The organism is Arenibacterium halophilum (genome assembly GCF_005938225.1).
Lineage (GTDB): Bacteria > Pseudomonadota > Alphaproteobacteria > Rhodobacterales > Rhodobacteraceae > Arenibacterium > Arenibacterium halophilum.
Genome location: NZ_VCPC01000002.1, coordinates 1,071,539 through 1,093,773, shown reverse-complemented (window position 1 = coordinate 1,093,773; position 22,235 = coordinate 1,071,539). Strand labels below are relative to the sequence as shown.

Here is a 22,235-nt window from a genome sequence, read left to right as displayed (position 1 = left end):
CTAACGCGGCAAAATATCCTCGGGCTGGGAATGGCCGGCCAACCATTCGCGAAAGGCGGTCAGCGGCCCGTGATGGTCGCGGCTGTCGGGCCAGACAAGATAGTACCCTCCGGCGACTTCGCGCGCGGGTCCGTAGACCGGCACCAGCCGCCCGGTGGCGACATCTTCCTCGACCAGATAATCAGGCATCAGCGCCACGCCCAACCCGTGCAGCGCGGCCTGCGTGATGGTTGAGAACTGGTCATAGATCATGCCCGGAATCGGCCCCGATACCGGCGCATCCTGGCTGGCGAACCAATCGGCCCAGGCGCGCGGCCGTGTCTGGATGTGCAAGAGCGGCAGGTTTAGCAAGGCTTGCGGATGGCCCGGGCGTCCGGAGTCAAGAAGCCCCGGCGCCGCCACCGGCAGCACCTGTTCGTGCCGCAGCAGCAGATGGCGGGTGCCCGGCCAGTCGGGCGTGCCAAAGCGGATCGCGGCATCGAAGGGGTCATCAGCAAAGTCAAAAGGCACCAGCCGCGTCGCCATGTTCAAAGTGACGTCCGGGTGCTGGCGGGTAAAGCCCGGCAGGCGGGGCACCAGCCACCGCATCCCAAACGTAGGCAGTATTGCAAGGTTCAGCGCACCACCTGTCGGAGCGGATTGCAGCCGCAGCGTTGCCGCAGCAATCCTCCCCAGCGCTTGGCGAATATCGCCTGCGAAATCCCGGGCCGCCGGCGTCAACCCCAGCTTCTTGCCGCCACGATCCACCAAAGTCACGCCCATCTGCGATTCCAGCGCCTGTATCTGACGGCTGACTGCGCCTTGGGTGAGCGACAGCTCTGCCGCTGCGGCCGAGGCGCTGCCAAGCCTGTCCAAGGCTTCGAGCGCGCGCAGGCTGGCAATAGAGGGCAACAATCGGCGAGGCGTATTCATCTATGAGTAAATGACATACATAAGCGAAGAAGTCTCGCTGTTTTTTCTGACCTTGCCGGACTATGGTGGCGCAAATGCCGATCATACCGGAGGATATCGCATGAACGCCCCGACACCCAAGCTGAAGCCGAAAGACGCGCCCGATCTGGGCCGGTTCGAATGGTCCGATCCGTTGCGTCTGGATGACCAGCTGACCGAAGACGAGCGTATGATCGCCGAAAGCGCGCGCGCCTATGCGCAGGAAAAACTGCAACCGCGCGTGACCGAAGCCTTTGAAACCGAGGCCGTCGAACCCGAAATCTTCCGCGAAATGGGCGAAATGGGCCTGCTTGGCGTCACCGTACCCGAAGAATACGGCGGAATCGGTGCAGGCTATGTCAGCTATGGCCTTGTCGCGCGCGAGGTCGAGCGTGTGGATTCCGGCTATCGTTCCATGATGTCGGTACAAAGCTCTTTGGTGATGTACCCGATCTATGCCTACGGCAGCGAAGAACAGCGCCAGAAATACCTGCCGAAACTTGCCAGCGGCGAATTCATCGGCTGCTTCGGCCTGACCGAACCCGACGCCGGCAGCGACCCGGCGGGCATGAAAACCCGCGCCGTGAAAACCGACTCGGGCTATCGTCTGACCGGCTCCAAAATGTGGATTTCGAACGCGCCGATCGCGGATGTCTTCGTGATCTGGGCCAAGTCCGAAGCGCATGGCGGCAAGATCCGCGGCTTCGTGCTTGAAAAAGGCATGAAGGGCCTGAGCGCGCCGAAGATCGGCAACAAGATGAGCCTGCGCGCTTCGGTCACCGGCGAAGTCGTGATGGACAACGTCGAAGTCGGCGAAGATGCGCTGCTGCCGCATGTCGAAGGGCTGAAGGGGCCGTTCGGCTGTTTGAACCGCGCGCGTTACGGCATCAGCTGGGGCGCAATGGGCGCGGCCGAGGCGTGCTGGCACGCGGCACGTCAGTACGGTTTGGACCGGACGCAGTTCAACCGTCCGCTGGCGCAGACCCAGCTGTACCAGAAGAAACTCGCCGACATGATGACCGAGATTTCGCTGGGCCTTCAGGCTTCGCTGCGCGTCGGCCGCCTGATGGACGAGGCGAACGCCGCGCCGGAAATGATCTCGATCGTCAAGCGCAACAACTGCGGCAAGGCGCTCGACATCGCGCGCATGGCCCGCGACATGCACGGTGGCAATGGCATCAGCCTCGAATTCCAGGTGATCCGCCACATGGTAAACCTTGAAACGGTGAACACCTACGAGGGCACGCATGACGTGCACGCGCTGATCCTGGGCCGCGCACAAACCGGCCTTCAGGCGTTTTTCTAAACCAAACGCTCTCTGGCGCCGCATAACAGGGCGGTGCCAGAGAGAGTGCTGCCAGCGCTTTGGCCTGCAGCTATATCGTATAATAGATATTATGTTATATATATCCACACTGAGCAATTTGCGGAATACAATTCCGACACGCGGTATTGGCATGCCCTGAAATCCCGTCTAGCATTTTGCGAAGAAGAGTCGCTGCCCGGTTGAGGAGAACCGCGCCAAGCGCACCACGGGAGGATTGCATCATGCGCCAGGCCTTGCGCCCTTGGCTCCGGCCTGTGTCGGAGATATCGAAGTGACGTCGTCGACCATAGCTCCGGCAATGTCTATCGATGCAGCCGTTGCGCATCTGTTGGCGACAGACCCGCGCTTTGCGGTTGAACCGGTGCGTATCCGCGGCGTTGATTATACCGCGTTCTCAAATATTCCGCCGCATACACGCGCTTTGCTGGAACGCGCAGCCGAAGTGCAGTCGGCCAATGGCGATCCGTTTCTGGTATTTGGCGAGGAACGGTACACATACGAAGAATTTTGTCGACACATCAACGTTTTGTCTGGCGTTCTAAGCAGCCGCTTTGGCGTGGAAAAAGGCCAGCCAGTGGCCATCGCAATGCGCAACTGTCCTGAGCTTCTGATGCTCATGATGGCGATTACGTCGATGGGTGCGGTCGCGGTGTTCTTGAATGCCTGGTGGACGACAGAAGAACTGGACTATGCCATCCAGGACAGCGCTGCGCGCATTGTCTTTGCGGATGGTCTGCGATCTGAACGTCTTGCGCCGTTGGTCGATCAACTCGACCTTGCCGTGATCGGTGTGCGCGATGCAGATTCAACCGGCCCGTTATCGTTCAGTGGCTTGATGAATGGCGCGCAACCATTTGACGAAACGGTAGAAATTGATACCGACGATGACATGGCAATCATGTATTCGTCGGGAACCACAGGTCAACCGAAAGGTGTTGTGCAAACCCATCGCGGTGCGATGAACGCGGTATACACCTGGTTGATGCAGGCCGAAATTGCCGCATTGGTCGAACCGCCAGAACCGGATGCCCCTGCCCCTTTACGGCCCTCTTTTCTGGTGGTCACACCCTTGTTCCACGTCACGGCGACCCATCCTGTTTTCCTTCTGGGCATTGCGGCTGGCGCCAAACTGGTGGTGATGGAAAAATGGGATGCAGACCACGCCGTTGAACTGATCGAGCGCGAGCAAATCACCCGCTTGGTAGGCGTTCCGACCCAATCCGCCGATTTGATGGTTGCCGCTGCGCGGATGAACACGTCCTTGAATTCGCTGACATTCATAGGCGCGGGTGGCGCCAAGCGCCCGGCTGCGCAAGTGCCAGACCTCGTTGCGCGCTTTCCCGGGGCCCAGATCGCAACGGGCTGGGGCATGACCGAAACCAACGCCAACGGGATCGGTCTGGTTGGGCGCGAGTATCACGACCGCCCCAACGTGGCCGGCCGTTTGTATCCGCCGGTGCAGGAATTGCGGTTTCTGGATGATGCCGGAAATCAAGTTTCGCCCGGAACTGTCGGGGAAATAACGGTAAAAAGCCCATGTAATATGCGGTGCTATCTGAACAAGCCCGAAGCGACGGCCGAGGTGATGCAAGATGGCTGGCTGCGAACCGGCGATCTTGGTTCGATTGATGAATTTGGTGTTGTAACTATTTCTGATAGAAAGAAAAACATCGTTATTCGCGGCGGTGAAAACATTGCCTGTCTTGATGTGGAGGGTGCGGTGCACCGCCATCCCGCCGTCGCCGAGGCTTGTGCTTTCGCAGTCCCTGACGACAGGCTGGGCGAAGTGGTCGGCGTGGGAGTCGTGCTGAAACCCGGTGCGACATTGGAGCCGGAGGCCCTGCAAAGATTCCTGGGCGATCACATCGCGCGCTTCAAGATACCCGAACACATTTGGCTGCTTGAAGGCACCCTGCCCCGAGGCACCACCGACAAGCTGGACCGCCGTGCACTGCGCTCAATGTGCCTGAACAAACAGGCCGAAGGGCCGGAATTTACATGAAAGGACGCAATTAAAATGGCATTTGAGTTCATCAAGACCGAACGGCAGGGGCATATCCTGATCGTCACCATGAACCGGCCCGAGGTATACAATGCCGTCCACGGCCCGATGCACAACGAAATGGCCCAGTGCTGGGACGACTTTGCCGCTGATGACGATCTGTGGGTCGCGGTGCTGACCGGCGCAGGCGACAAGGCGTTCACCGCGGGCAACGATCTGAAGGCCACGGCCGCCCAAGGCATGAAGGGCGGCTTGCCAGAGACCGGGTTCGCCGGGCTGTCGTCGCGGTTTGACCTGGAAAAGCCGATCATCGCTGCGGTCAACGGCTTTGCCATGGGAGGCGGATTTGAAACAGCGTTGTCCTGCGACATCATTCTGGCTTCGGAGACGGCAAAATTCGCGCTGCCCGAAGTCAAGGTTGGCTTCTTCGCTTCAGCCTCGGGGGTGCAGCGGTTGTCGCGCTATATTGGCCGGCTCGCGGCGCAAGAGATGATGCTGAGCGGGCGCACCATCATGGCCGACGAAGCCCTGAAACTTGGCTGTGTGAACGAGGTGCTGGCACCCGAGGCGCTTATGCCGCGCGCAATGGAGATGGCCGAACAGCTTTGCGCAGTCTCGCCCAGTTCGGTCAAGGCAACCAAACGTATCCTGAATTCGATGCTGGTTGCCGAAGGCCTGCCGGAAAGCCTGATGTACTCGCGTGAGGTTCAGGCCGATCTCGCCCAAACGTATGACTTCAAGGAGGGCGTTCAAGCCTTTGTTGAAAAACGTAAACCAGAATGGAAAAACCGCTGAAACGGTGAAAGGAAAACCCACCTCATGTCAATGTCGGTACACCCACAGGAAATGAACGATTTGCGGATGTCGGAAGGCGCACGGCCCCTTCTAGATGCCGTGATCAAACACATCGCCGAAAACGTCGATCCGATCACCGAAGAATATTTCCGCCTTGGCGAAGGTCGCGCAGACCGTTGGTCTCATGCGCCCGGTCAGCTGGAATTGCTGGCCGAAGCCAAGCAGAAAGCCCGTGACAACGGGTTGTGGAATTTCTTTCTGCCGAATGCCGAAACGGGCGAAGGGCTGTCAAACCTCGATTACGCCTATATCGCCGCCGAGCTTGGCAAGAACCCGCTGGCCTCGGAGACGCTGAACTGCTCGGCGCCCGACACCGGCAATATGGAGGTTCTGGAGCGCATCGGCACGCCCGAGCAAAAGGAACGGTGGCTGAAACCGCTGCTGAACGGTGAAATCCGCTCGGCTTTTGCGATGACCGAGCCGAACGTGGCAAGTTCTGACGCCAAGAACATCTCGACCAGCGCAGTGCTCGAGGGCGATGAATGGGTCATCAACGGCGAGAAATTCTATATCTCGGGCGCCGGAGATCCGCGTTGCAAGATCATGATTACAATGGTCAAAACCTCGCCCGAGGCCGAGCCGTTCAAACAGCAAAGCCAGATCCTTGTGCCCATCGACACCCCCGGCGTGGAAATCGTGGGTCCGATGCGCGTGTTCGGCCATGACGATGCGCCGCACGGTCACATGCATATCCGGTTCAAAGATGTCCGGGTGCCGCGTGAAAACATGCTGTTGGGCGAAGGCCGTGGCTTCGAAATCAGCCAGCTGCGGCTTGGGCCGGGGCGGATTCACCACTGCATGCGCTCGATCGGGGCTGCCGAGAAAGCGCTCGACATGATGATCGACCGGGCCTTGAACCGGAAAGCCTTTGGCAAGCGCATCGTCGACCTTGGCAAGAACATGGAAACCATTTCCCGCGCGCGGATCGACATTGAATCCATGCGCATGATGGTGCTGAAAGCTGCCAAGGCGATGGATGTGCTGGGTAACAAAGAGGCCCGCATCTGGGTGTCGGCGATCAAGGCGCTGGTGCCTGAAAAGGCCTGCCAGATCATCGACCAGGCGATGCAGGTGCATGGCGCCGCCGGCCTGTCGCAGTGGTTCCCGCTGTCGGAAATGTATGTGGGCCAGCGCACTCTGCGGTTTGCCGATGGGCCGGACGAGGTGCATCACAACGTGGTCGCCCGCGCCGAGGTGAACCATTATCAGAACTCGAACGACCGTCAGGCCGCCACCGCGCGTGCCACCGGCGGGCGCATGTTCGAGGGGCCGTAAACCATGCGGAAGATGTTTGACCTGACCGGAAAGGTGGCGCTGTTGACCGGCGCCTCCAAGGGCATGGGGCTGGCGATGGCAACGGCGCTGGCAGATCACGGCGCGCGTGTCGTGATTTCGGCGCGCAAGCAGGATCAGCTGGATGCGGCTGCCGCCCAGATCAATGACACGGTTGGCGCCGAGCGCGCCATCGGCGTGGCTTGCAACGTAGGCTATAAAGAGCAGATCGACGCGCTGGTCGCCGCAACGCGGTCGCGCGTCGGGCCCATCGATATTGTCATCGGCAACGCTGGGGTGAACCCCTATTACGGCAAGACCTCGGAAATTCCCGACGAAGCCTATGAAAAGACCATGAAGGCCAACGTGCAGTCCAACCTGTGGTTGGCGCAGCTTGCCGTGGGCGACATGGTGAAAGCGGGATCCGGGTCGATGATGTTCACCTCGTCCATCGGCGCCTTCAAGCCGTCGGAAATGCTGGGCACCTACGGTATGTCGAAACTGGCGCTGATCGGTCTGGTGCGCAACCTGGCGGCCGAATTCGGCCCGTCGGGCGTGCGTTTCAATGCGATCTGCCCAGGGCTGGTCAAGACGGATTTCGCGCGAGAGCTGTGGGATAACCCCGAAGTGGAGAAACGGATCAAGCAAGAGATCCCGTTGCGCCGCCTGGGCGACCCCGAGGATTTCTGCGGGATAGCCGTATATCTGGCGTCAGACGCCAGCCGCTATATGACCGGTCAGGCGCTGACGGTTTGCGGTGGCTCGAACATGTGGACATAAGCCATGGAATTGAAAGACAAGATCATCGTCGTGACTGGCGCGGCCAGCGGGATTGGCCGGGCCATGGCGATCCGCTTTGCCGCCGAGGGCGCAAAGGCTGTTGTTTGCGCCGACATGAACCTGTCGGGCGCAGAGAAAACTGCCAACCAGATCAATGGGATAGCCTTCGAAGTGAACGTGTCGCGCGAGGCAGAGATCACGGGTTTGATCGACAAGGTCGAAGCCGATGTTGGCCCGATCGACCTGTTCTGTTCAAACGCCGGGATTCTGGTGGCGGGTGGCGCCGAGGTTGCCAATGACGACTGGCAGAGAATCTGGGAGATCAACGTGATGTCCCACGTCTGGGCGGCACGCCATCTGGTGCCCCGCATGGTAGAGCGTGGAGGCGGGTATCTGCTGAACACGGCCAGTGCCGCGGGCTTGCTGAACCAGGTCGGCTCGGCCCCCTATGGCGTGACAAAACACGCGGCTGTCGGACTGGCCGAGTGGCTGGCGCTGACCCATGGCGACGACGGTATCAAGGTGTCGGTACTGTGCCCTCAGGCGGTGCGATCCGAGATGACCCGGGGCCATGAAGACGGGGTCGCCTCGATCAATGGGATGCTGGAGCCCGAAGCGGTGGCGGAGGCATGTGTCGACACCATCCGGGCCGAAACGTTCCTGGTGCTGCCGCACCCGGAAGTGGTGCAATACATGCGCAACAAGGCCGAGAACTACGACAAGTGGATCGGCGGGATGCGCAAGTTGAACCGGGTTTTCGGCGACAAGCTGCGGTAATTGCTAAGTGAGAGGTTGGAGGGGGCGCTGCCCCCCTCCGGCTGTGCCGGAGTCCCCCGGAGTGTTTTCAGAATGATGAATCCGGAAGGCCGTAGGTGGCGCGCGCCGTGTCTGCGAAGAGTGCATTTTTTTCCTCTTCATCAAAGGGGTGCGCGAGTTTCTTGAAAAAGTTCCAGAGCACGTGATAGTCGACCGAAGTGCGGTCGACCGGAAAGTTGCTTTCGAACATGCAGCGGGACGGGCCGAAGCAATCGATGGTATGGTGATACCAGTCGCCTTGTGCTTTCAGCAGATCGTCAGAGGACGGCGGGGTTTCGTTTTTTTCCCAACCCCAGCCGTTGTCGGGCATATTGAGACCGCCCAGCTTGGCGCGCAGGTTCGGGCATTGGGCGAGATCGGCCATGTCTTCGCGCCAGGCGGACTGGATTTCATCTCGTTGTTCGGCAAAGCGCCCCACGCCAAGCGGGGTGCCGAAGTGATCGAGGATCATCACCGTTTCCGGCAGGGCGCGCGCCAGATCAAGGAAGTCCCGGTTCTGGTGGTGGTAGTGCCAGGTGTCATAGGCGAGTCCGCGCGCGCCGAGCCGGGCAACGCCGCGGCGGAAATCGGGATTGGCGTAAAGCCCCGGCGCACCGCGGCCCGGGATCATCAGGCTGTCGGGTTCTCGATCGCAGGCGCCGGAGTGGCGGATGCCGACCAGCCGCCCCTGCCCGGACGCTGTATGAGCATCGAGCGCCTCATCCAACAGGTCCAGCGGCAGGGTCAGATCGACATGGGCGATGATGCCCGCAATGGGCGCGGCCTCCGGTGCAGTCAAAGACGCGACATAGGCGGTTTCAGCCACCGATTGCAGGTGAGCGGGCGCGTCGAGATCCCAGCGGGCGCGGCATTCGATATAGACGGTTTGCACCACCTTGTGCCCGGACCCTGTGTCGCGCGCGAATTCGGGCAGTTCGTAGATGGCCGGCGCCTCGGACGTGCCATGGGTCCACAGATGGTGGTGCGGATCGACGATTTCGCGGTCGGGGTCGATGATCTCTTCCCGGGTCAGCGCAAGCCAATCCTCGCGCAACTCGATCCCCGGCACCCAGCGCGGATAGCGCCCGCCGCTCATGTGCGGTCTTCCTTGGGCTTGAAGCGGCGCACGAGCCCTTCCTGAGCCACGCTGGCGACCAAAGTGCCGTCGCGCGAAAAGATCGAGCCGCGGTTGAAGCTGCGCCCGCCGCCCGAAAAGGGGCTGTCCATGGAATAGAGGTGCCAGTCGTCAAAGCTGATCGGCGCGTGGAACCACATCGCGTGGTCGAGGCTGGCGGTCACCACGCCGCCGTGCCACCACGTGATGCCATGCGGGCGCAGCGATGAGCCCAGCAGGTTCATGTCGGAGGCATAGGCGAGCAGGCAGTGCTGCATCACCGGATCGCGCCCGGCGGCGGCCTGCATACGGAACCAGAGGTGGTTCACATCGTCTGCCGGTTGTGGTTCGAACATGTCCTGCGGGGCGATTTCGCGCAGTTCGATGGGGCGCGGGCGCAGGAAATCCGAGCGGTGCGGCTCGGGCACCTTTTCCGAGATGGCATCGCGCAATTCGGCGCGCGAAGCCAGGCCCTCGGGGCCGTCGACCTCTGGCATCGGGTGTTGGTGCGACCAGCCGTCTTCGTCCACATGAAATGAGGCGGAAAGGTTCAGGATCTGCTTGCCATGCTGGATCGCCACGACCCGGCGGGTGGTAAAGCTGCCGCCGTCGCGGGCGCGGTCGACATGGTAAACCACCGGGATTTTCGGATCGCCGGGGCGGATGAAATAGGCGTGCAACGAGTGGCACAGCCGGTCTGGCACCGTGCGATAGGCGGCCATCAGGGCCTGGGCGATGACGTGGCCGCCGAAGATGCGCATCGTGGTTTCCCCGCCCGACCCGATGCCGCGAAACAGATCGACTTCGAGTTGTTCGATATCCAGCAGGTCCAGCAGTTCTTCGGCGGGGTCCAGCGTCATGCGGAGGGTCCTTCTGTCAGCGCGCGGTCTTTGGCGTAGGTGATGAATTGGTCGAAACTGTCCGGGTTGCTCATCGAGTCGCGGTTGACGACCCGCGCGGGATCGCCGCCCAGCAGCAGTTTCTTCACCGGCAGTTCCAGTTTCTTGCCCGAGAGGGTGCGCGGCACCTCGGCAATCTCTACGATCTCGTTCGGGACGAAACGGGCCGACACGGCGTTTCGGATGGCATCTGCAATTCTGCCCTTCAGCGCGTCATCCAGAACCGCCCCGGGCGAGAGCACCACGAACAGGGGCATGAAGCTGTCGCGCCCCAGAAATTCGAGGTCGATCACCAGTGAATCCTGCACATCGTCGAGCGCCTCGACCGCCTGATACAGCTCGGCACTGCCCATGCGCAGGCCCTTCCGGTTGATCGTGGTGTCAGAGCGGCCGTAGATCACCGACCCGCCGGTTTCCGAGAAGGAGATCCAATCGCCGTGACGCCAGATGCCGGGGTAGGTGTCGAAATAGCTGTCATGCAGGCGGCTGCCATCATCATCGCCCCAGAAATACAGCGGCATCGAGGGCAGCGGCTCGGTGCAGACCAGCTCTCCGACCTGGCCAATCAGGTCGTTGCCGTCATCGTCGAAACAGCGCACTGCGTTGCCCAGCAGGCGGCATTGCATTTCGCCCATACGCACCGGCAGCATCGGGTTGCCGCCCACAAAGGCGCCGGCGAAATCAGTGCCGCCCGAGATCGGGGCAAGCCAGATGTCAGGCTTCACCGCGTCATAGATCCAGCGATAGCCATCGTCGGACAGGGGCGAGCCGGTTGATCCCAGTGAGACGAGGTTCGAAAGGTCGCAGGCGTCGCCCGGGCGGATTCCGGCCTTCAGACAGCTTTGGAAATAGGCCGCCCCTGCCCCAAGGAACGTCAGCTTGTGGCGCGCGGCAAAGCTCCACAGCGCCATCATATCGGGGTGATTGGCCGCACTGTCGAACATCGCCACCGTGCCGCCGCGCGCCAGGGGCACGAATTGGCAGTTCCACATGATCCAGCCCGAGGAGGTCATCCAGCAGAACCGGTCTTCTGCGTCCAGATCCTGATGCAGCGATTGTTTCGCGCCTTCCAGCGCGATGCCGCCGTGGCCGTGCACGATGGGTTTGGGGTTGCCCGTGGTGCCCGAGGAATAGACGATCCACAGAGGATGATCGAACGGTACCGGAACCGGGGTGACCGTTTCGGCACTCGCGGTCATCTCGTCCCAATGGGTCGCGCCCTCTGGCACATCGCCGACCACGGGCACCATCACCAGATGCGCCAGATCGGGCAGCCCATCCACGATGTCCTTCAGCACGGCGCGGCGGTCGATTGTCTTGCCCGCGTGCACGTATCCGTCCTGTGCGATCAGAACCTTGGGCGCGATCTGGCGGAACCGGTCAAGGATCGCCACATGCCCCATGTCGGGCGCGCAGATTGACCAGATCGCGCCCAGCGAGGCGGTGGCCAGCATCGCGATAATCGCCGTTTCGGTGTTGGGCAGAACCGCAACCACACGGTCGCCCTGCTCTACCCCCATAGCCCGAAGCCGTGCAGCCACGCAGCCCACCCGGTCGGCAAAATCGGCCCAGGTGATCTCTACGTCGCCAAAGGTTTCCGATTGCACGATCAGCGCGGGTTTGTCGGGCGTCTGCGCGGCCGGGCGCAGCGTGACTTCGGCAAAGTTCAGGGTAACCCCAGGGAACCATTCGGCGCCCGGCATCTTGCGGCGCACCAATACGGTTTCGACCGCATCGGCCGGGCCGATCTCGAAGAACTCCCAAATCGCGCGCCAGAACCCGTCAAGATCGCTCACGCTCCAGTTCCACATCGCCTCGTAATCGGCGAATATCAGGTCCTTTTCTGCTTCGAGCCAGCGCAGGAAGGCGGCCATCGACGAGCTTTCGATGCGCTCGGGCAACGGCTGCCACAGGATCGGGCGTTCTTCGCTCATTCCACCAGCGCTCCGTGTACCAATGCCTTCAGCTCGGCCCGGCAGGGGTAGGAACTGGACGGCGTGAGCTGGGTAAAGAAGACGCAGGTCAGGTCAAGCACGGGGTCGATCCAGAACATGGTCGATGCCATGCCGCCCCAGCTGAAATCGCCTTCGCTGCCCGGCACGCGCACGCGGCCCGGGTTCAGCACGACTGACCCGCCAAGGCCAAAGCCCATACCCTCCATCGGCTGTTCCGCGAAACTTTGCGGCCCCATCGAGGCGATGTCGCCCGGCAAGTGATTGCGCATCATAAAATCCACCGTGTGCGGCGACAGGATCCGCCCGCCCGGCGCAGCGCCGCCCCGGCGCAGCATCTCGCAGAACTTCACGTAGTCGTCGATCGTGCCAACCAGACCGCCACCACCCGAAAAACAGGTGGTGGATTCAAACACCGACGCGCCCGCGCGATCCACAAGCCGCAGCGTTTCGTCGCTGTCACGCGCCGCGTTCAGCGCCATCGCATTGCCGGCGAGCGGAGTGTAGAGAGAGGCAAACCTGTCGCCCGTACCCTCGGGCACGCGGAAGGCAGTTTCGCCCATCCCCAGCGGGTCGAATATTTGCTCGCGCAGGAACACATCCAACGGCTGGCCCGACACCACCTCGATCACGCGGCCAAGAATGTCGATGGACACGGAATATTCCCAGCGCGTGCCCGGTTGAAACGCCAGCGGCAGCGCCGCGGTGCGATCGGCAACTTCGGCAAGGCTGGTATCGTCGGCACGGAAGATGATCTTTTCCGCATCCATCGCCTGCCCCAGTGGACCGGGATTGAACGGATAGCTCAGCCCACTGGTATGGGTCAGCAGGTGGTGCAGCGTCGGGCTGGACGCGGGTTCGGTCTGATCGATCCGCTGCGCGCCGGGCACCAGCGCCTGCATGTCGCGGAAGGCGGGGATGAATTCGGACACGGGTGCATCCAGATGGAACAGCCCCAGTTCGGCCAGCATCATGATCCCGACCGAGGTGATCGGTTTTGTCATCGAGTAGATCCGCGCCACGGTATCGCGTTCGAACGGCAGACCGTCCTCGACATTGCGGGATCCGGCGGCGTTGAAATACACCTCGTCCCCACCGCGCAGCAAAATCACCGAGGACCCCGGAAATTTACGCTCTTCGACGTACCTATCCTGCCAGGCCGCGATCCGCCCCAGCCGGATCGGGTCGAACCCCTGAATATGTGTGTCTGTCATGGCCGGGCCTTCCTTCAGCAGTGGATGAATTCCGCGCGAACGTATTTTTGATCGGCGAATTCTGATTTTTTTCAGGTTCTTACTATCCATAATTGAAGTCCTGCATTAAATATAAATCGCAAAGTTCTATTCCGACGAAAAATACGGCACACAAAAATCGTAACCTGGCTGCGCTCCAGAAATTCACGCACGCATTCTGGCCGTGGCAGGCTACGCGCCGCCAAGAGCCGGAAAGGTGCTAGGATGCCTGCCATCTGTCCTCCTCGCGTCGTTGAGCCGGGGCGCGGACACGGGCGCGATTGACGCTGTCGGATCGAACCGGTTAGGGTTTGCACGACAGTGCCGGCAGATATGAATTTGCCATGCAAGCTGTGGAAACAAAAGCGAATTCGGGGGGAAAATGAAACTGTATTTCGCACCCAACAGCCGCGCCGTAAGGGTGGCCTGGCTGCTGGAAGAATTGGGGTTGGAGTACGAGCTTGAGCGGTTCCAGTTGGGCGACAAGGCGATGCGCGATGACAGCTATCGCGCCGTGCATCCCATGGGGCGCGTGCCTGCGCTGGTCGACGGCGACGTGACGCTGTTTGAATCCGGCGCCATCGTACAATACCTGCTGGCGCGACATGGGAACGGCCAGCTGCAACCTGCCGTTGCCAGCCCGGATTTTCCGTTGTTCCTTCAATGGCTGCACTATGCCGAGGGCATGATCATGCCGCCCGTCAACTCGATCGTGGTCGAAACCATCCTACTTCCACCCGAACGCCGGACCGAGTTGAACGTAAAGCGCGCGACCAAGCTGCTGAACCAGATGCTGACGGCGGTGGACGCGCATATGGAAGGCCGTGACTATCTGGCCAACGATTTCAGCGCCGCCGACGTGATGACGGGCCATGCCTGTTACGTCTCGGGTGGTCTGGGCGCCGATTATTCGGATAAACCGAACCTGGCCGCCTATGTCGAACGGCTGAAAGCGCGACCCGCATTCCAGAGGGCACTGGCCCTGTAACACGCGCCCCGGGCCGCGAAAGCCCGGGGCAGTCCGTCAAACTTCAAGCCATTCCTTGCGCACGTCATCGCGCGATTTCAGCTCTTCCGGGGTACCTTCGAACACCACCTTGCCGTGCCCCATCACATAGATGCGGTGCGCGATGTCCAGCGCGATGGCCAGCTTCTGTTCCACCAGCAGCGTGGCGATGCCGCGCCGGGCGATTTCCTGCAACAACTCGGCGACGCGCTGAACCATCTGCGGGCTGAGGCCCTCGGTCGGCTCGTCGATCATCACAAGGTCCGGATCGCCAATAAGGGTGCGGCACATGGTCAGCATCTGCTGTTCGCCCCCCGACAGCACCGAAGCTTCGACATCGGCGCGGCGTTCAAGGTTCTCGAACATGTTGAACATGTCCTGCATCGACCAGCGCCCGGCGCCATCTTTCTGCCCGGGCTTCAGCCCCAGGATCAGGTTCTGCCGCGTGGTTAGACCCGGAAAGATGTCCCGGTTTTCAGGGACATAACCAATACCAAGGTTGGCGATTTCAAACGCCTTCTTGCCGGCGATCTCCTGCCCCTTGAACTTGACCGAGCCGACCGGGGGCACTTCGCCCATCACCGCCTTGCAGGTGGTGGACCGTCCCACGCCGTTGCGCCCCAGAAGCGCGACGATCTCGCCCTCCTTGATCTCGATGTTCACGCCCTGAAGGATGTGCGACTTGCCGTAGTAGGCGTGCAGATCGTTAACTTCCAGCATTAGTGCTCTGCCTCCAGCGCGGCGCCCAGATACGCCTCTTGAACCTTGGGATTGGCGCGCACCTCTTCCGGGCGGCCGGTCGCGATGATTTCGCCGTACACAAGGACCGAGATGTAATCGGCCAGCCCGAACACCACGCCCATGTCATGTTCGACCATGATCAGTGTCTTGTTCTCGGTCACCTTGCGGATCAGCTCGACGATATAGTCGGTTTCCGAATGGCTCATCCCGGCGGTCGGTTCGTCCAGCATGATGACATCGGCGCCACCGGCAATGGTGATCCCGATTTCCAGCGCCCGCTGTTCGGCATAGGACAGCACGCCCGCCGGCAGTTGGGCGCGCGAGGTCAGATTGATCTGTTCCAGGATCTCCATCGCGCCCTCGGTCAGCTCGCGCGAGCGGCTGACCATGTTCCAGAAGGAATATTTGTACCCCTGCGACCACAGCAGCGAACAACGCACGTTTTCGAACACCGTCATGTTCGAGAAGATGTTCGTGATCTGGAACGACCGCGACAGCCCGCGCCGGTTGATTTCAAACGGCGCCATACCGGCCAAATCATGCCCATGCAGGCGCACCTTGCCGCTGGTCTGCGGAAAGCGACCGGTGATCAGGTTGAACAGGGTGGATTTGCCCGCCCCGTTCGGCCCGATGATGGCATGGCGTTCGCTGCGCCCGATGCTCAGGTCGACGCCGCGAATGATCTCTGTCTTGCCAAAGCTCTTGCGCAGCCCCTCAAGCTGCAATGCCGGAACTGTCATGCCGCACCTCCTGTCGTCTTGGCCGCGCCGGGCGTGTTGGCGCGGTGCCATGTTTCGCGCAGTTTGGGCGCGCCCTGCCGGGCGAGCCAGATACCGCCCACCGTGGCGACGATTGCAACGATCCACGGCAGGATAGAATGGCTGTCAAACGTTACCCAGAACAGCGTCATGTCGGTGTCACCCGTGGCCGAGTGGCGCACATGGAACAGCAGCTCCATCAGCGCGGCCAGCCCGGCGATGCCGATCAACGCGGGCAGGATGGTGCGCAGGTATGGCCCCACCAGCCAGCCCAGCCGCCCCATCCGCGCTGCCGGTACATGCATCATCAGCACGCCGGCCAGACCACCGGGGAAGAACATCACCGTCGCCAGGAACAGCGCGCCCAGATACAGCTGCCAGATTTCCGATTGCAGGCTCAGCACCGATTGCAGCAGCGTGAAGGCGATGGCGCCAAGGATCGGACCAAAGAAGAACCCGACACCGCCCAGGAAGGTGATCAACAGGATGATCCCCGATTGCGTCGTCGACAGGTTGGTTTCGGTCAGGATCTCATAGTTGATCGCAAACAGCCCACCCGCGATCCCGGCAAAGAACCCGGCCCCGCAGAAGGAAAAGAACCGCACCCAACGCGCTGAATACCCAAGGAATTCGGCGCGTTCCGGGTTATCTCGCACGGCATTCGCCATGCGCCCCACGGGGGTGCGCGAAAACAGGTACATCAGCAGCGCCGACAGCACCGTCCAGAAGGCGATCAGGTAATACACCTCGATCTGGCGCAGGAATTCGGTGCCGAAAAAGGGCAGGAAATAGGTCCGGTCGCCCGGCATCCCCTCTTCCCCGCCAAAGAAGGCGACGATGATGACCGAACAGGCGGCGATCAGCTCTCCGATGCCCAGCGAGATCATGGCAAACACCGTGCCCGCCTTGCGGGTAGAGAAAGAGCCCACGATGGTCGCCAGCCCCAGCCCGAACAGCCCCCCGAAAATCGGCAGCACCGGCAGCGGGATCGGCAGTTCGTTGGCTTCGACGATGTTCATCAGGTGCATGCAGAAGAACCCGCCGACCCCCATGTACACGGCGTGGCCGAAACTCAGCATTCCGCCCTGCCCCAGCAGCATGTTGTAGCTGAGCGCAAAGACGATGGTGATCATCATCTGGTTCATGATGGTGATCGCGCTGTTCGACCCGAAGGCGATGGGCAGCACCATCAGGAAGATGACGGCAATCACCCAGGGCGCGACCTGCGCCATGCTGAACACCGGCGCTTTGGTCACGGTTGCGGTTTTTTGATAAGTATCGGTCATACGTCACGCTTCCCGAACAGGCCGTATGGGCGGAACACAAGGATCAGCACCATCAGGATGTAGGGCAGGATCGGCCCGATCTGCGGCAGCGTCAGGCTCCAGAGATCGCGCAGGTAGGATTCACTCATGTCCTCGGGCCGGGTCATGCCGAAGAAATTCAGCAGATCGGCAAACTGGAACGACGACGAGGCGGCGAAAGTGGTCAGCCAGCCCAGCAGCAGCGAGGCGGCAAGCGCCCCCCAGAGAGAGCCAAGGCCGCCGATCACGATGGTCACGAAGACGATGGAGCCAAGCACAAAGGCCATGCCTGGGAAGGTGCCCAGCACCGGCCCCGCAAGAACCCCGGCCACCCCGGCCAGCGCGGTGCCGACGCCAAAGACACCCATGAAGACCAGCGGCACGTTGTGGCCCAGCGCCTCGACCGTACGCGGATAGGACAGCGCCGCCTGGATGATCATGCCCACCCGAGTGCGTGTCAGAACGTAAAGCAATCCGACAAAGATCGCGATCGAGGTGAAGATCATGAAGACCTTGTAGGCAGGCACCGCATTGGCCCCGACCGAAAACAGCGCGAACTTCAGAATCTCGGGTTCCTGATAGGCCATCAGGTTGTTGCCCCAGAAGAATTTCACCAATTCCTCGATCAGCAGCGCCAATCCGAAGGTAAAGATCAGCTCGGGCACGTGGCCATATTGGTGCACGCGCCTCAGCCCGTATCGTTCGACCCCGGCGCCCGCAATGCCCACAATAAGGGGCGCGATCAGCAGGCCCATCCAGAAGCCCAGGTACATGCTGATCTGATAGGCGAAATAGGCGCCCAGCATGTAGAAACTGGCGTGGGCAAAGTTCAGCACGCCCATCATGGAAAAGATCAGCGTCAGCCCGCTGGAGAGCATGAACAGCAACAGCCCGTAGAACAGCCCGTCGATGAGATTGATGACAACCAGGTCCATCGGCCACCACTCCTTGGTCGAATGTCAGGTTTTATTGGATAGTCCGGATGGGTTCGCCCGCGCAGCTTGCGCGGGACGCGGGCGACCCTTTCAGACGTGAAACGCGGCTTACGGGCGTTCCATCTCGCAGGTGGTGGGCATGTCGGCCGAGGCGTTTTCCACCTTCACGACGGTTTCCAGCCCGAACTCGGAATTGTCGAGCGTGTGCTTCACGCCTGCGGTCTGCTGCATGACGTACACGTCCTGAATGGCCTGGTGATCCTGCTCGCGCATCTTGATCTTGCCGCCCCAGAAGTTGTCGGCTTCCATGCCTTCCAGCGCGCTGGCAACCTTGGCCACATCGGTGGCGGTGCCGGCTTCGTCGATGGCCATGGCCAGCATCCGGATCACGTTCACGATCCGCGGCTGGGCGATGTCATGGTCGGGGTACTTCGCCTCGAAGGCGGCGATGTATTCGTCCACCTCGGGCGAGGACGACGGGTTGATCGATCCTTCGCCGACAAGGTTGATGGTGCCCGCACCCGCTTCGCCGAAGGTCCGGGTGATCCCGTTCGATGCGGCATAGTAGGTGTAGATCGGGCCTTTGAACCCGGCCTCGATGATCGCTTTGCCAAGGCCCACCATGTCCGAGCCCCAGTTGCCGGTGATCACGGCGTCCGCGCCCGATGCCACGATCTTGCGCGCATACGGGGTGAAATCCTTGACCTTGCCGATCGGGTGCAGCTCGTTGCCGACAATCTCGACAGTGTTCTTCTTGGCGCCCAGATCACGCTCGGCCGCGGCGGCCACGGCTTTGCCGAAGGAATAGTCCTGACCGATCAGGTAGACCTTGTTGATCGCGTCGTTCTGCACGATCACATCAGTCAGCGCGTCCATCTTGATGTCGGCGTTGGCGTCAAAGCGGAAGTGCCAGAAGTTGCACTTTTCGTTGGTCAGTGCCGGGTCGACGGCAGAATAGTTCAGGAACAGAACCTGGCTGTCGGGGTTGCGGCGGTTGTGCTTGTTCACCGCCTCGGTCAGCGCGTGCGCAATCCCCGAAGAGTTGCCCTGCACGATGTAATGCACACCCTGGTCGATGGCGACCTGAAGGTTGATGAGCGACTCCTTGCCGTCCATCTTGTTGTCCAGCCCGATCACCTCGAAATTGGTGCCGCCCAGAACGCCACCCTTCTTGTTCACCAGCTCTTCCGCGGCGAACTGGAACTCGGCCAGCCCGTTGGTGCCCGTCGTTGCAAAGGGCCCCGACAGCGGGTCGATGAAGGCGATCTTTACATTCTCGGCCAGAACGGCCGTGGCGCTGACGGACAGAGCCAGCGCGGCCCCAAGGCCGAGCTTGATAGTACGTTTCATATGATGTCCTCCCAAAGTCTGAGCCCGTCGTGTTTCAATCACGATCCTCCCGGGCTTGGGGAAAGCCTTGCAGATCATGGCGCAATGTCAAGCGCGCGACCGGCGCCAAAAGCCCCTTTCCGGGGATAGGCCCCGACACCTTCGGGTTACGACATGGCAGTCGTGTTAGCGGTCGCAGGCAAATGCAACGAATTGTAACGAAGTTTCAAAACCTAACCCCTTGGCGAACAATAATTTCATCTGTACTGATCGGTCTAGTTTCCCGTGCGTCATACACCTTGGCCAGAGACAGGCTGAAAAATTTTTCAGCACTTTGGTCAAGCCTAGGTAAATAAAAATTTTTTTAACGCTTGCCGCGCCACTACGCCCAATATTCGACCCAATGCGCAAGCAGGCATCAGTGCGGCTGGTTCCGCATAGCAGAATCAGTTTCCACACCCCTCGATTGATTCTGAAACCCGACGGCGCCCGGGCCGGCATTTCGCCTAAATCGGCGAACTCAGTATGGCAGCAGCTTCGCGCAAGCGCTCTGCATAGGTGCTTTCCAGCTCTTCCGGAGACACGTGGAATGATGGCCCGCCCGTATTCAGCGCATAGCTTCGCGCGCTGTTCAGGGCAGCCACCGGAACCGCGATACCATTCACATCGGCCCGCCACTCGCCGTAACCCCGACAAAACCCATGTTGCGCGTGTTCGGCAATGGCGCTTTCCAGAATTTTGCGGCAGTCGTCCATCTGATCGGGCATGTCGCGGGCCACAAGATCAAACACCTCGTCTCGCTCCGCCTCTGGCATCGCCACCAGTAAGGCGCGTCCGGCGGCAGAGTGAAACAGCGGCAACCGCGAGCCAACATTCATGCTGAGCGAGACCGTCTCGCGCGAGCGCCGCACAGCAACGTATATCACCTCAAGCCGGTGCCGTTCGCCCAGGGCCACGGTAATGTAAGAATTCGGCCCGTTGCGCAGCCCGCGCATCAGCTCGGCAGCGCGTTCGCCAATGTCCAGCCCGGCCAGAACGCCAAACCCCAGCCGCAGCACCCCGGCGCCCAGCCGATAGGTCCCGGTGCGCGGTGCGGCCACAAGGTAATCCAGCTTGCACAGCGTATGGGTCAACCGGCTGACCGTGGGTTTGGGCAGGCCAGTGCGTTCGGCGAAATCGGTATTGGTCAACTCGGTCTCGTTCGGACGGAAGCAGCGCAGCACGTCCAGCCCCCGCGCCAGCGCGGTGACGAAATTGCGGTCCTTTGGGTCGTCAGGTCCGTCCAAGCCGTCGTCAACCATACTCCTGCCCCTACCCGCGCAGCGCCTGAAGCCCGCGTTCGGCGAACATGGGCACATAAGCGCCCACCTTCATCGCGCGTTCCGGGTTCGAGGCGTTGCCGTCCAGAGCCCGTTTCAGCACGCCCTGGATAATCCCGGCCATGCGGAAGAAGCAGAAGGCAAGGTAGAACCCGAAATCGTCGATCCCGTCCAGCCCGCGCCGCTTGCAATAGGCCGCGATGAACTCTTGGTCCGAGGGCAACCCCTGCGCCGCCCGGTCGATGCCGGCCAGCCCGCGCCCTTCGGTACCGGCGGGCATCTGCCATTGCATGATGACGCTGGCCAGATCGGCATAGGGGTGACCGATGGTCGACAACTCCCAGTCCAGCACCGCGATGCAGTTCGTGCCGGTCTTGGAAAACATCATGTTGTCGATGCGATAGTCACCGTGCACCAGCGTGCGCTGGCCATCGTCCTCGGGCATCCGTGCGGCCAAATCCTGCATCAACTGGTCCATCGCCTTGATGGTCTCGGTTTCCGATGCGCGGTATTGTTTCGACCAGCGCCCCACCTGCCGTTCAAAGTAGTTCCCCGGAGGCCCGTAGTCCGACAGGCCCACGGCATCGACATCGACCATGTGCAGCGCGGCCAGCACGCGGTTCATGTCGTCGATCACCGCGCCCCGGTCCGCCTTGTCCAACTCGTCCAGCGTCGGCTGGCGAAAGTTGCGGCCATCCATATGGTCCATGATGTAAAAGGCCGATCCGATGACGCTGTCGTCCTCACACAGCACATGCATCTTGGCGACAGGCACGTCGGTGTCGGCCAGCGCACGTTGCACGCGAAATTCGCGATCGACCGCATGGGCCGATTTCAACAACACCCCCGGCGGTTTGCGCCGCAGCACATAATTGCGCGCGGGGGTTTTCAAAAGGAATGTCGGGTTCGATTGGCCGACGTCGAATTTCTCGGCCTCGATCGGTCCTTCAAACCCCGGCAGGTGTTCGGCCAGATAGGCGGCCACCGCCTCGGTATTCAATGTTTGCGTGTCCGCCATGCTCTCCCCCTCAACTGTAGGTCAGAATATCCGCCCGACCGGCGAATTCCAGATGCGGCGTGGCATTGAATTCGCTCAGCATGAAACGGTCGCCCTTGAACACGAAGCGCGTGAACGAGGCGTTTTTGACCTGCAGGTTAACCTCCATCATCATGCGCACCGGTGCATTCAGCGCCCGGGCCACCAACTGCCCGATCACCCCACCCGAGCTGACAACCAGCACGCGGCGCGCGTCGGTCTTGGTGGCAAAGCGCAGCGCGTCACCGGTGCGGGTCTCAAACTCGGCCCAGGTTTCGCGTGCACCCACGATCCCGCCGTCCTGCCACTCGAATATCGTTTCGCGCAGGGTGCGGAAATGGGTCTTCCGCTCGCCCTTCACGGCAACGGGAACATCACCGGCATAGCGGACGTGCAGCAGATCGTGAAAATCGTATTCGTTAAAGCCGGGGTGCTCTTCGGGTGTGCCCGCTCTGAACCCCATCGACTCCAGCGTTTCCTTCTGCCGCGTCAGGGTGCCCGTGATCACACGGTCGGGCACCCAGCCCATATCGCGCAGGGCGTCACCCGCCAACCGCGCCTGTTCGTGCCCGACCTGGGACAGGCTGTCGTAATTGTCAGCGCCAAAAGACGCCTGCCCGTGCCGGACAACGATAAGCTCGGCCATTGC

The 22,235-nt window shown here is 61.3% G+C and carries 20 protein-coding genes; 7 read left to right on the top strand and 13 right to left on the bottom strand.

Annotated features, from left to right (window positions below):
• On the bottom strand, positions 1-912 hold the full coding sequence (locus FGK64_RS11990) for a LysR family transcriptional regulator (RefSeq protein ID WP_138864009.1): 912 nt from the start codon (positions 910-912) through the stop codon (positions 1-3).
• Between the two features lie 100 nt (positions 913-1,012).
• On the opposite strand from FGK64_RS11990, the gene FGK64_RS11985 reads away from it, so the two are divergent.
• The 6 genes from FGK64_RS11985 (at position 1,013) to FGK64_RS11960 (ending at position 7,943) form a co-directional block, all read left to right on the top strand.
• A complete protein-coding gene (locus FGK64_RS11985; RefSeq protein WP_138864311.1) occupies positions 1,013-2,236 on the top strand; it encodes an acyl-CoA dehydrogenase in 1,224 nt (407 codons plus the stop codon).
• Between the two features lie 319 nt (positions 2,237-2,555).
• Positions 2,556-4,259 (top strand): class I adenylate-forming enzyme family protein, encoded by a 1,704-nt coding sequence (locus tag FGK64_RS11980; RefSeq protein ID WP_138864008.1) that lies wholly within the window; start codon positions 2,556-2,558, stop codon positions 4,257-4,259.
• A 15-nt stretch (positions 4,260-4,274) separates the two neighbouring features.
• Positions 4,275-5,054 carry an enoyl-CoA hydratase-related protein gene (locus FGK64_RS11975; protein ID WP_138864007.1) on the top strand — a complete coding sequence of 260 codons (780 nt, stop codon included), beginning with the start codon at positions 4,275-4,277 and terminating at the stop codon, positions 5,052-5,054.
• A gap of 51 nt (positions 5,055-5,105) precedes the next feature.
• The gene (locus FGK64_RS11970; protein WP_138864310.1) at positions 5,106-6,389 is read left to right on the top strand and encodes an acyl-CoA dehydrogenase family protein; all 1,284 of its coding nucleotides are present in this window, start codon (positions 5,106-5,108) and stop codon (positions 6,387-6,389) included.
• 3 nt (positions 6,390-6,392) lie between these two features.
• Complete coding sequence (locus FGK64_RS11965; RefSeq protein ID WP_171054051.1) at positions 6,393-7,166, top strand: SDR family NAD(P)-dependent oxidoreductase; 774 nt, start codon at positions 6,393-6,395, stop codon at positions 7,164-7,166.
• A 3-nt stretch (positions 7,167-7,169) separates the two neighbouring features.
• Entirely contained in the window at positions 7,170-7,943 is a 774-nt protein-coding gene (locus FGK64_RS11960) for an SDR family oxidoreductase (protein ID WP_138864006.1), read from the top strand.
• A 67-nt stretch (positions 7,944-8,010) separates the two neighbouring features.
• Here FGK64_RS11960 and FGK64_RS11955 read toward each other — a convergent pair whose 3' ends face one another.
• The 4 genes from FGK64_RS11955 to FGK64_RS11940 are packed head-to-tail and all read right to left on the bottom strand — an operon-like array spanning position 8,011 to position 13,140.
• Positions 8,011-9,057 carry an amidohydrolase family protein gene (locus FGK64_RS11955; RefSeq protein WP_138864005.1) on the bottom strand — a complete coding sequence of 349 codons (1,047 nt, stop codon included), beginning with the start codon at positions 9,055-9,057 and terminating at the stop codon, positions 8,011-8,013.
• Positions 9,054-9,935, bottom strand: a complete 882-nt coding sequence (locus FGK64_RS11950) for an acyl-CoA thioesterase (protein WP_138864004.1) — start codon at positions 9,933-9,935, stop codon at positions 9,054-9,056. The genes FGK64_RS11955 and FGK64_RS11950 overlap by 4 nt, the downstream gene beginning before the upstream one ends.
• Positions 9,932-11,908, bottom strand: coding sequence for an acetoacetate--CoA ligase (locus tag FGK64_RS11945; RefSeq protein ID WP_138864003.1), 1,977 nt, complete (start codon positions 11,906-11,908; stop codon positions 9,932-9,934). The genes FGK64_RS11950 and FGK64_RS11945 overlap by 4 nt, the downstream gene beginning before the upstream one ends.
• The gene (locus tag FGK64_RS11940; protein ID WP_138864002.1) at positions 11,905-13,140 is read right to left on the bottom strand and encodes a serine hydrolase domain-containing protein; all 1,236 of its coding nucleotides are present in this window, start codon (positions 13,138-13,140) and stop codon (positions 11,905-11,907) included. Before FGK64_RS11940 ends, FGK64_RS11945 begins: the two co-directional genes overlap by 4 nt.
• A 400-nt stretch (positions 13,141-13,540) precedes the next feature.
• On the opposite strand from FGK64_RS11940, the gene FGK64_RS11935 reads away from it, so the two are divergent.
• Positions 13,541-14,146 (top strand): glutathione S-transferase family protein, encoded by a 606-nt coding sequence (locus FGK64_RS11935; protein WP_138864001.1) that lies wholly within the window; start codon positions 13,541-13,543, stop codon positions 14,144-14,146.
• Between the two features lie 36 nt (positions 14,147-14,182).
• Here FGK64_RS11935 and FGK64_RS11930 read toward each other — a convergent pair whose 3' ends face one another.
• The 8 genes from FGK64_RS11930 to FGK64_RS11895 all read right to left on the bottom strand — a co-directional run bounded on the left by FGK64_RS11930 (position 14,183) and on the right by FGK64_RS11895 (position 22,232).
• Positions 14,183-14,884, bottom strand: a complete 702-nt coding sequence (locus tag FGK64_RS11930) for an ABC transporter ATP-binding protein (protein WP_138864000.1) — start codon at positions 14,882-14,884, stop codon at positions 14,183-14,185.
• A complete protein-coding gene (locus FGK64_RS11925; protein WP_138863999.1) occupies positions 14,884-15,645 on the bottom strand; it encodes an ABC transporter ATP-binding protein in 762 nt (253 codons plus the stop codon). Before FGK64_RS11925 ends, FGK64_RS11930 begins: the two co-directional genes overlap by 1 nt.
• Positions 15,642-16,949, bottom strand: coding sequence for a branched-chain amino acid ABC transporter permease (locus FGK64_RS11920; RefSeq protein WP_138863998.1), 1,308 nt, complete (start codon positions 16,947-16,949; stop codon positions 15,642-15,644). Before FGK64_RS11920 ends, FGK64_RS11925 begins: the two co-directional genes overlap by 4 nt.
• Positions 16,946-17,902: a branched-chain amino acid ABC transporter permease gene (locus FGK64_RS11915; RefSeq protein WP_138863997.1), complete on the bottom strand. Its 957-nt coding sequence runs from the start codon at positions 17,900-17,902 to the stop codon at positions 16,946-16,948. Before FGK64_RS11915 ends, FGK64_RS11920 begins: the two co-directional genes overlap by 4 nt.
• Before the next feature lie 108 nt (positions 17,903-18,010).
• A complete protein-coding gene (locus tag FGK64_RS11910; RefSeq protein WP_138863996.1) occupies positions 18,011-19,252 on the bottom strand; it encodes a branched-chain amino acid ABC transporter substrate-binding protein in 1,242 nt (413 codons plus the stop codon).
• A gap of 485 nt (positions 19,253-19,737) precedes the next feature.
• The gene (locus tag FGK64_RS11905) at positions 19,738-20,532 is read right to left on the bottom strand and encodes an IclR family transcriptional regulator (protein WP_138863995.1); all 795 of its coding nucleotides are present in this window, start codon (positions 20,530-20,532) and stop codon (positions 19,738-19,740) included.
• 10 nt (positions 20,533-20,542) lie between these two features.
• Positions 20,543-21,568, bottom strand: a complete 1,026-nt coding sequence (locus FGK64_RS11900; RefSeq protein WP_138863994.1) for a phosphotransferase family protein — start codon at positions 21,566-21,568, stop codon at positions 20,543-20,545.
• Positions 21,569-21,578: 10 nt separating this feature from the next.
• Positions 21,579-22,232, bottom strand: a complete 654-nt coding sequence (locus FGK64_RS11895) for a histidine phosphatase family protein (protein WP_138863993.1) — start codon at positions 22,230-22,232, stop codon at positions 21,579-21,581.
• Between the last annotated feature and the right edge of the window lie 3 nt (positions 22,233-22,235).

What these genes read in the sequence shown, in the direction of transcription:
- FGK64_RS11990 (WP_138864009.1), bottom strand. Translation starts at nt 912, where the DNA reads ATGAATACGCCTCGCCGATTGTTGCCCTCTATTGCCAGCCTGCGCGCG.
- FGK64_RS11985 (WP_138864311.1), top strand. Translation starts at nt 1,013, where the DNA reads ATGAACGCCCCGACACCCAAGCTGAAGCCGAAAGACGCGCCCGATCTG.
- FGK64_RS11980 (WP_138864008.1), top strand. Translation starts at nt 2,556, where the DNA reads ATGTCTATCGATGCAGCCGTTGCGCATCTGTTGGCGACAGACCCGCGC.
- FGK64_RS11975 (WP_138864007.1), top strand. Translation starts at nt 4,275, where the DNA reads ATGGCATTTGAGTTCATCAAGACCGAACGGCAGGGGCATATCCTGATC.
- FGK64_RS11970 (WP_138864310.1), top strand. Translation starts at nt 5,106, where the DNA reads ATGAACGATTTGCGGATGTCGGAAGGCGCACGGCCCCTTCTAGATGCC.
- FGK64_RS11965 (WP_171054051.1), top strand. Translation starts at nt 6,393, where the DNA reads ATGCGGAAGATGTTTGACCTGACCGGAAAGGTGGCGCTGTTGACCGGC.
- FGK64_RS11960 (WP_138864006.1), top strand. Translation starts at nt 7,170, where the DNA reads ATGGAATTGAAAGACAAGATCATCGTCGTGACTGGCGCGGCCAGCGGG.
- FGK64_RS11955 (WP_138864005.1), bottom strand. Translation starts at nt 9,057, where the DNA reads ATGAGCGGCGGGCGCTATCCGCGCTGGGTGCCGGGGATCGAGTTGCGC.
- FGK64_RS11950 (WP_138864004.1), bottom strand. Translation starts at nt 9,935, where the DNA reads ATGACGCTGGACCCCGCCGAAGAACTGCTGGACCTGCTGGATATCGAA.
- FGK64_RS11945 (WP_138864003.1), bottom strand. Translation starts at nt 11,908, where the DNA reads ATGAGCGAAGAACGCCCGATCCTGTGGCAGCCGTTGCCCGAGCGCATC.
- FGK64_RS11940 (WP_138864002.1), bottom strand. Translation starts at nt 13,140, where the DNA reads ATGACAGACACACATATTCAGGGGTTCGACCCGATCCGGCTGGGGCGG.
- FGK64_RS11935 (WP_138864001.1), top strand. Translation starts at nt 13,541, where the DNA reads ATGAAACTGTATTTCGCACCCAACAGCCGCGCCGTAAGGGTGGCCTGG.
- FGK64_RS11930 (WP_138864000.1), bottom strand. Translation starts at nt 14,884, where the DNA reads ATGCTGGAAGTTAACGATCTGCACGCCTACTACGGCAAGTCGCACATC.
- FGK64_RS11925 (WP_138863999.1), bottom strand. Translation starts at nt 15,645, where the DNA reads ATGACAGTTCCGGCATTGCAGCTTGAGGGGCTGCGCAAGAGCTTTGGC.
- FGK64_RS11920 (WP_138863998.1), bottom strand. Translation starts at nt 16,949, where the DNA reads ATGACCGATACTTATCAAAAAACCGCAACCGTGACCAAAGCGCCGGTG.
- FGK64_RS11915 (WP_138863997.1), bottom strand. Translation starts at nt 17,902, where the DNA reads ATGGACCTGGTTGTCATCAATCTCATCGACGGGCTGTTCTACGGGCTG.
- FGK64_RS11910 (WP_138863996.1), bottom strand. Translation starts at nt 19,252, where the DNA reads ATGAAACGTACTATCAAGCTCGGCCTTGGGGCCGCGCTGGCTCTGTCC.
- FGK64_RS11905 (WP_138863995.1), bottom strand. Translation starts at nt 20,532, where the DNA reads ATGGTTGACGACGGCTTGGACGGACCTGACGACCCAAAGGACCGCAAT.
- FGK64_RS11900 (WP_138863994.1), bottom strand. Translation starts at nt 21,568, where the DNA reads ATGGCGGACACGCAAACATTGAATACCGAGGCGGTGGCCGCCTATCTG.
- FGK64_RS11895 (WP_138863993.1), bottom strand. Translation starts at nt 22,232, where the DNA reads ATGGCCGAGCTTATCGTTGTCCGGCACGGGCAGGCGTCTTTTGGCGCT.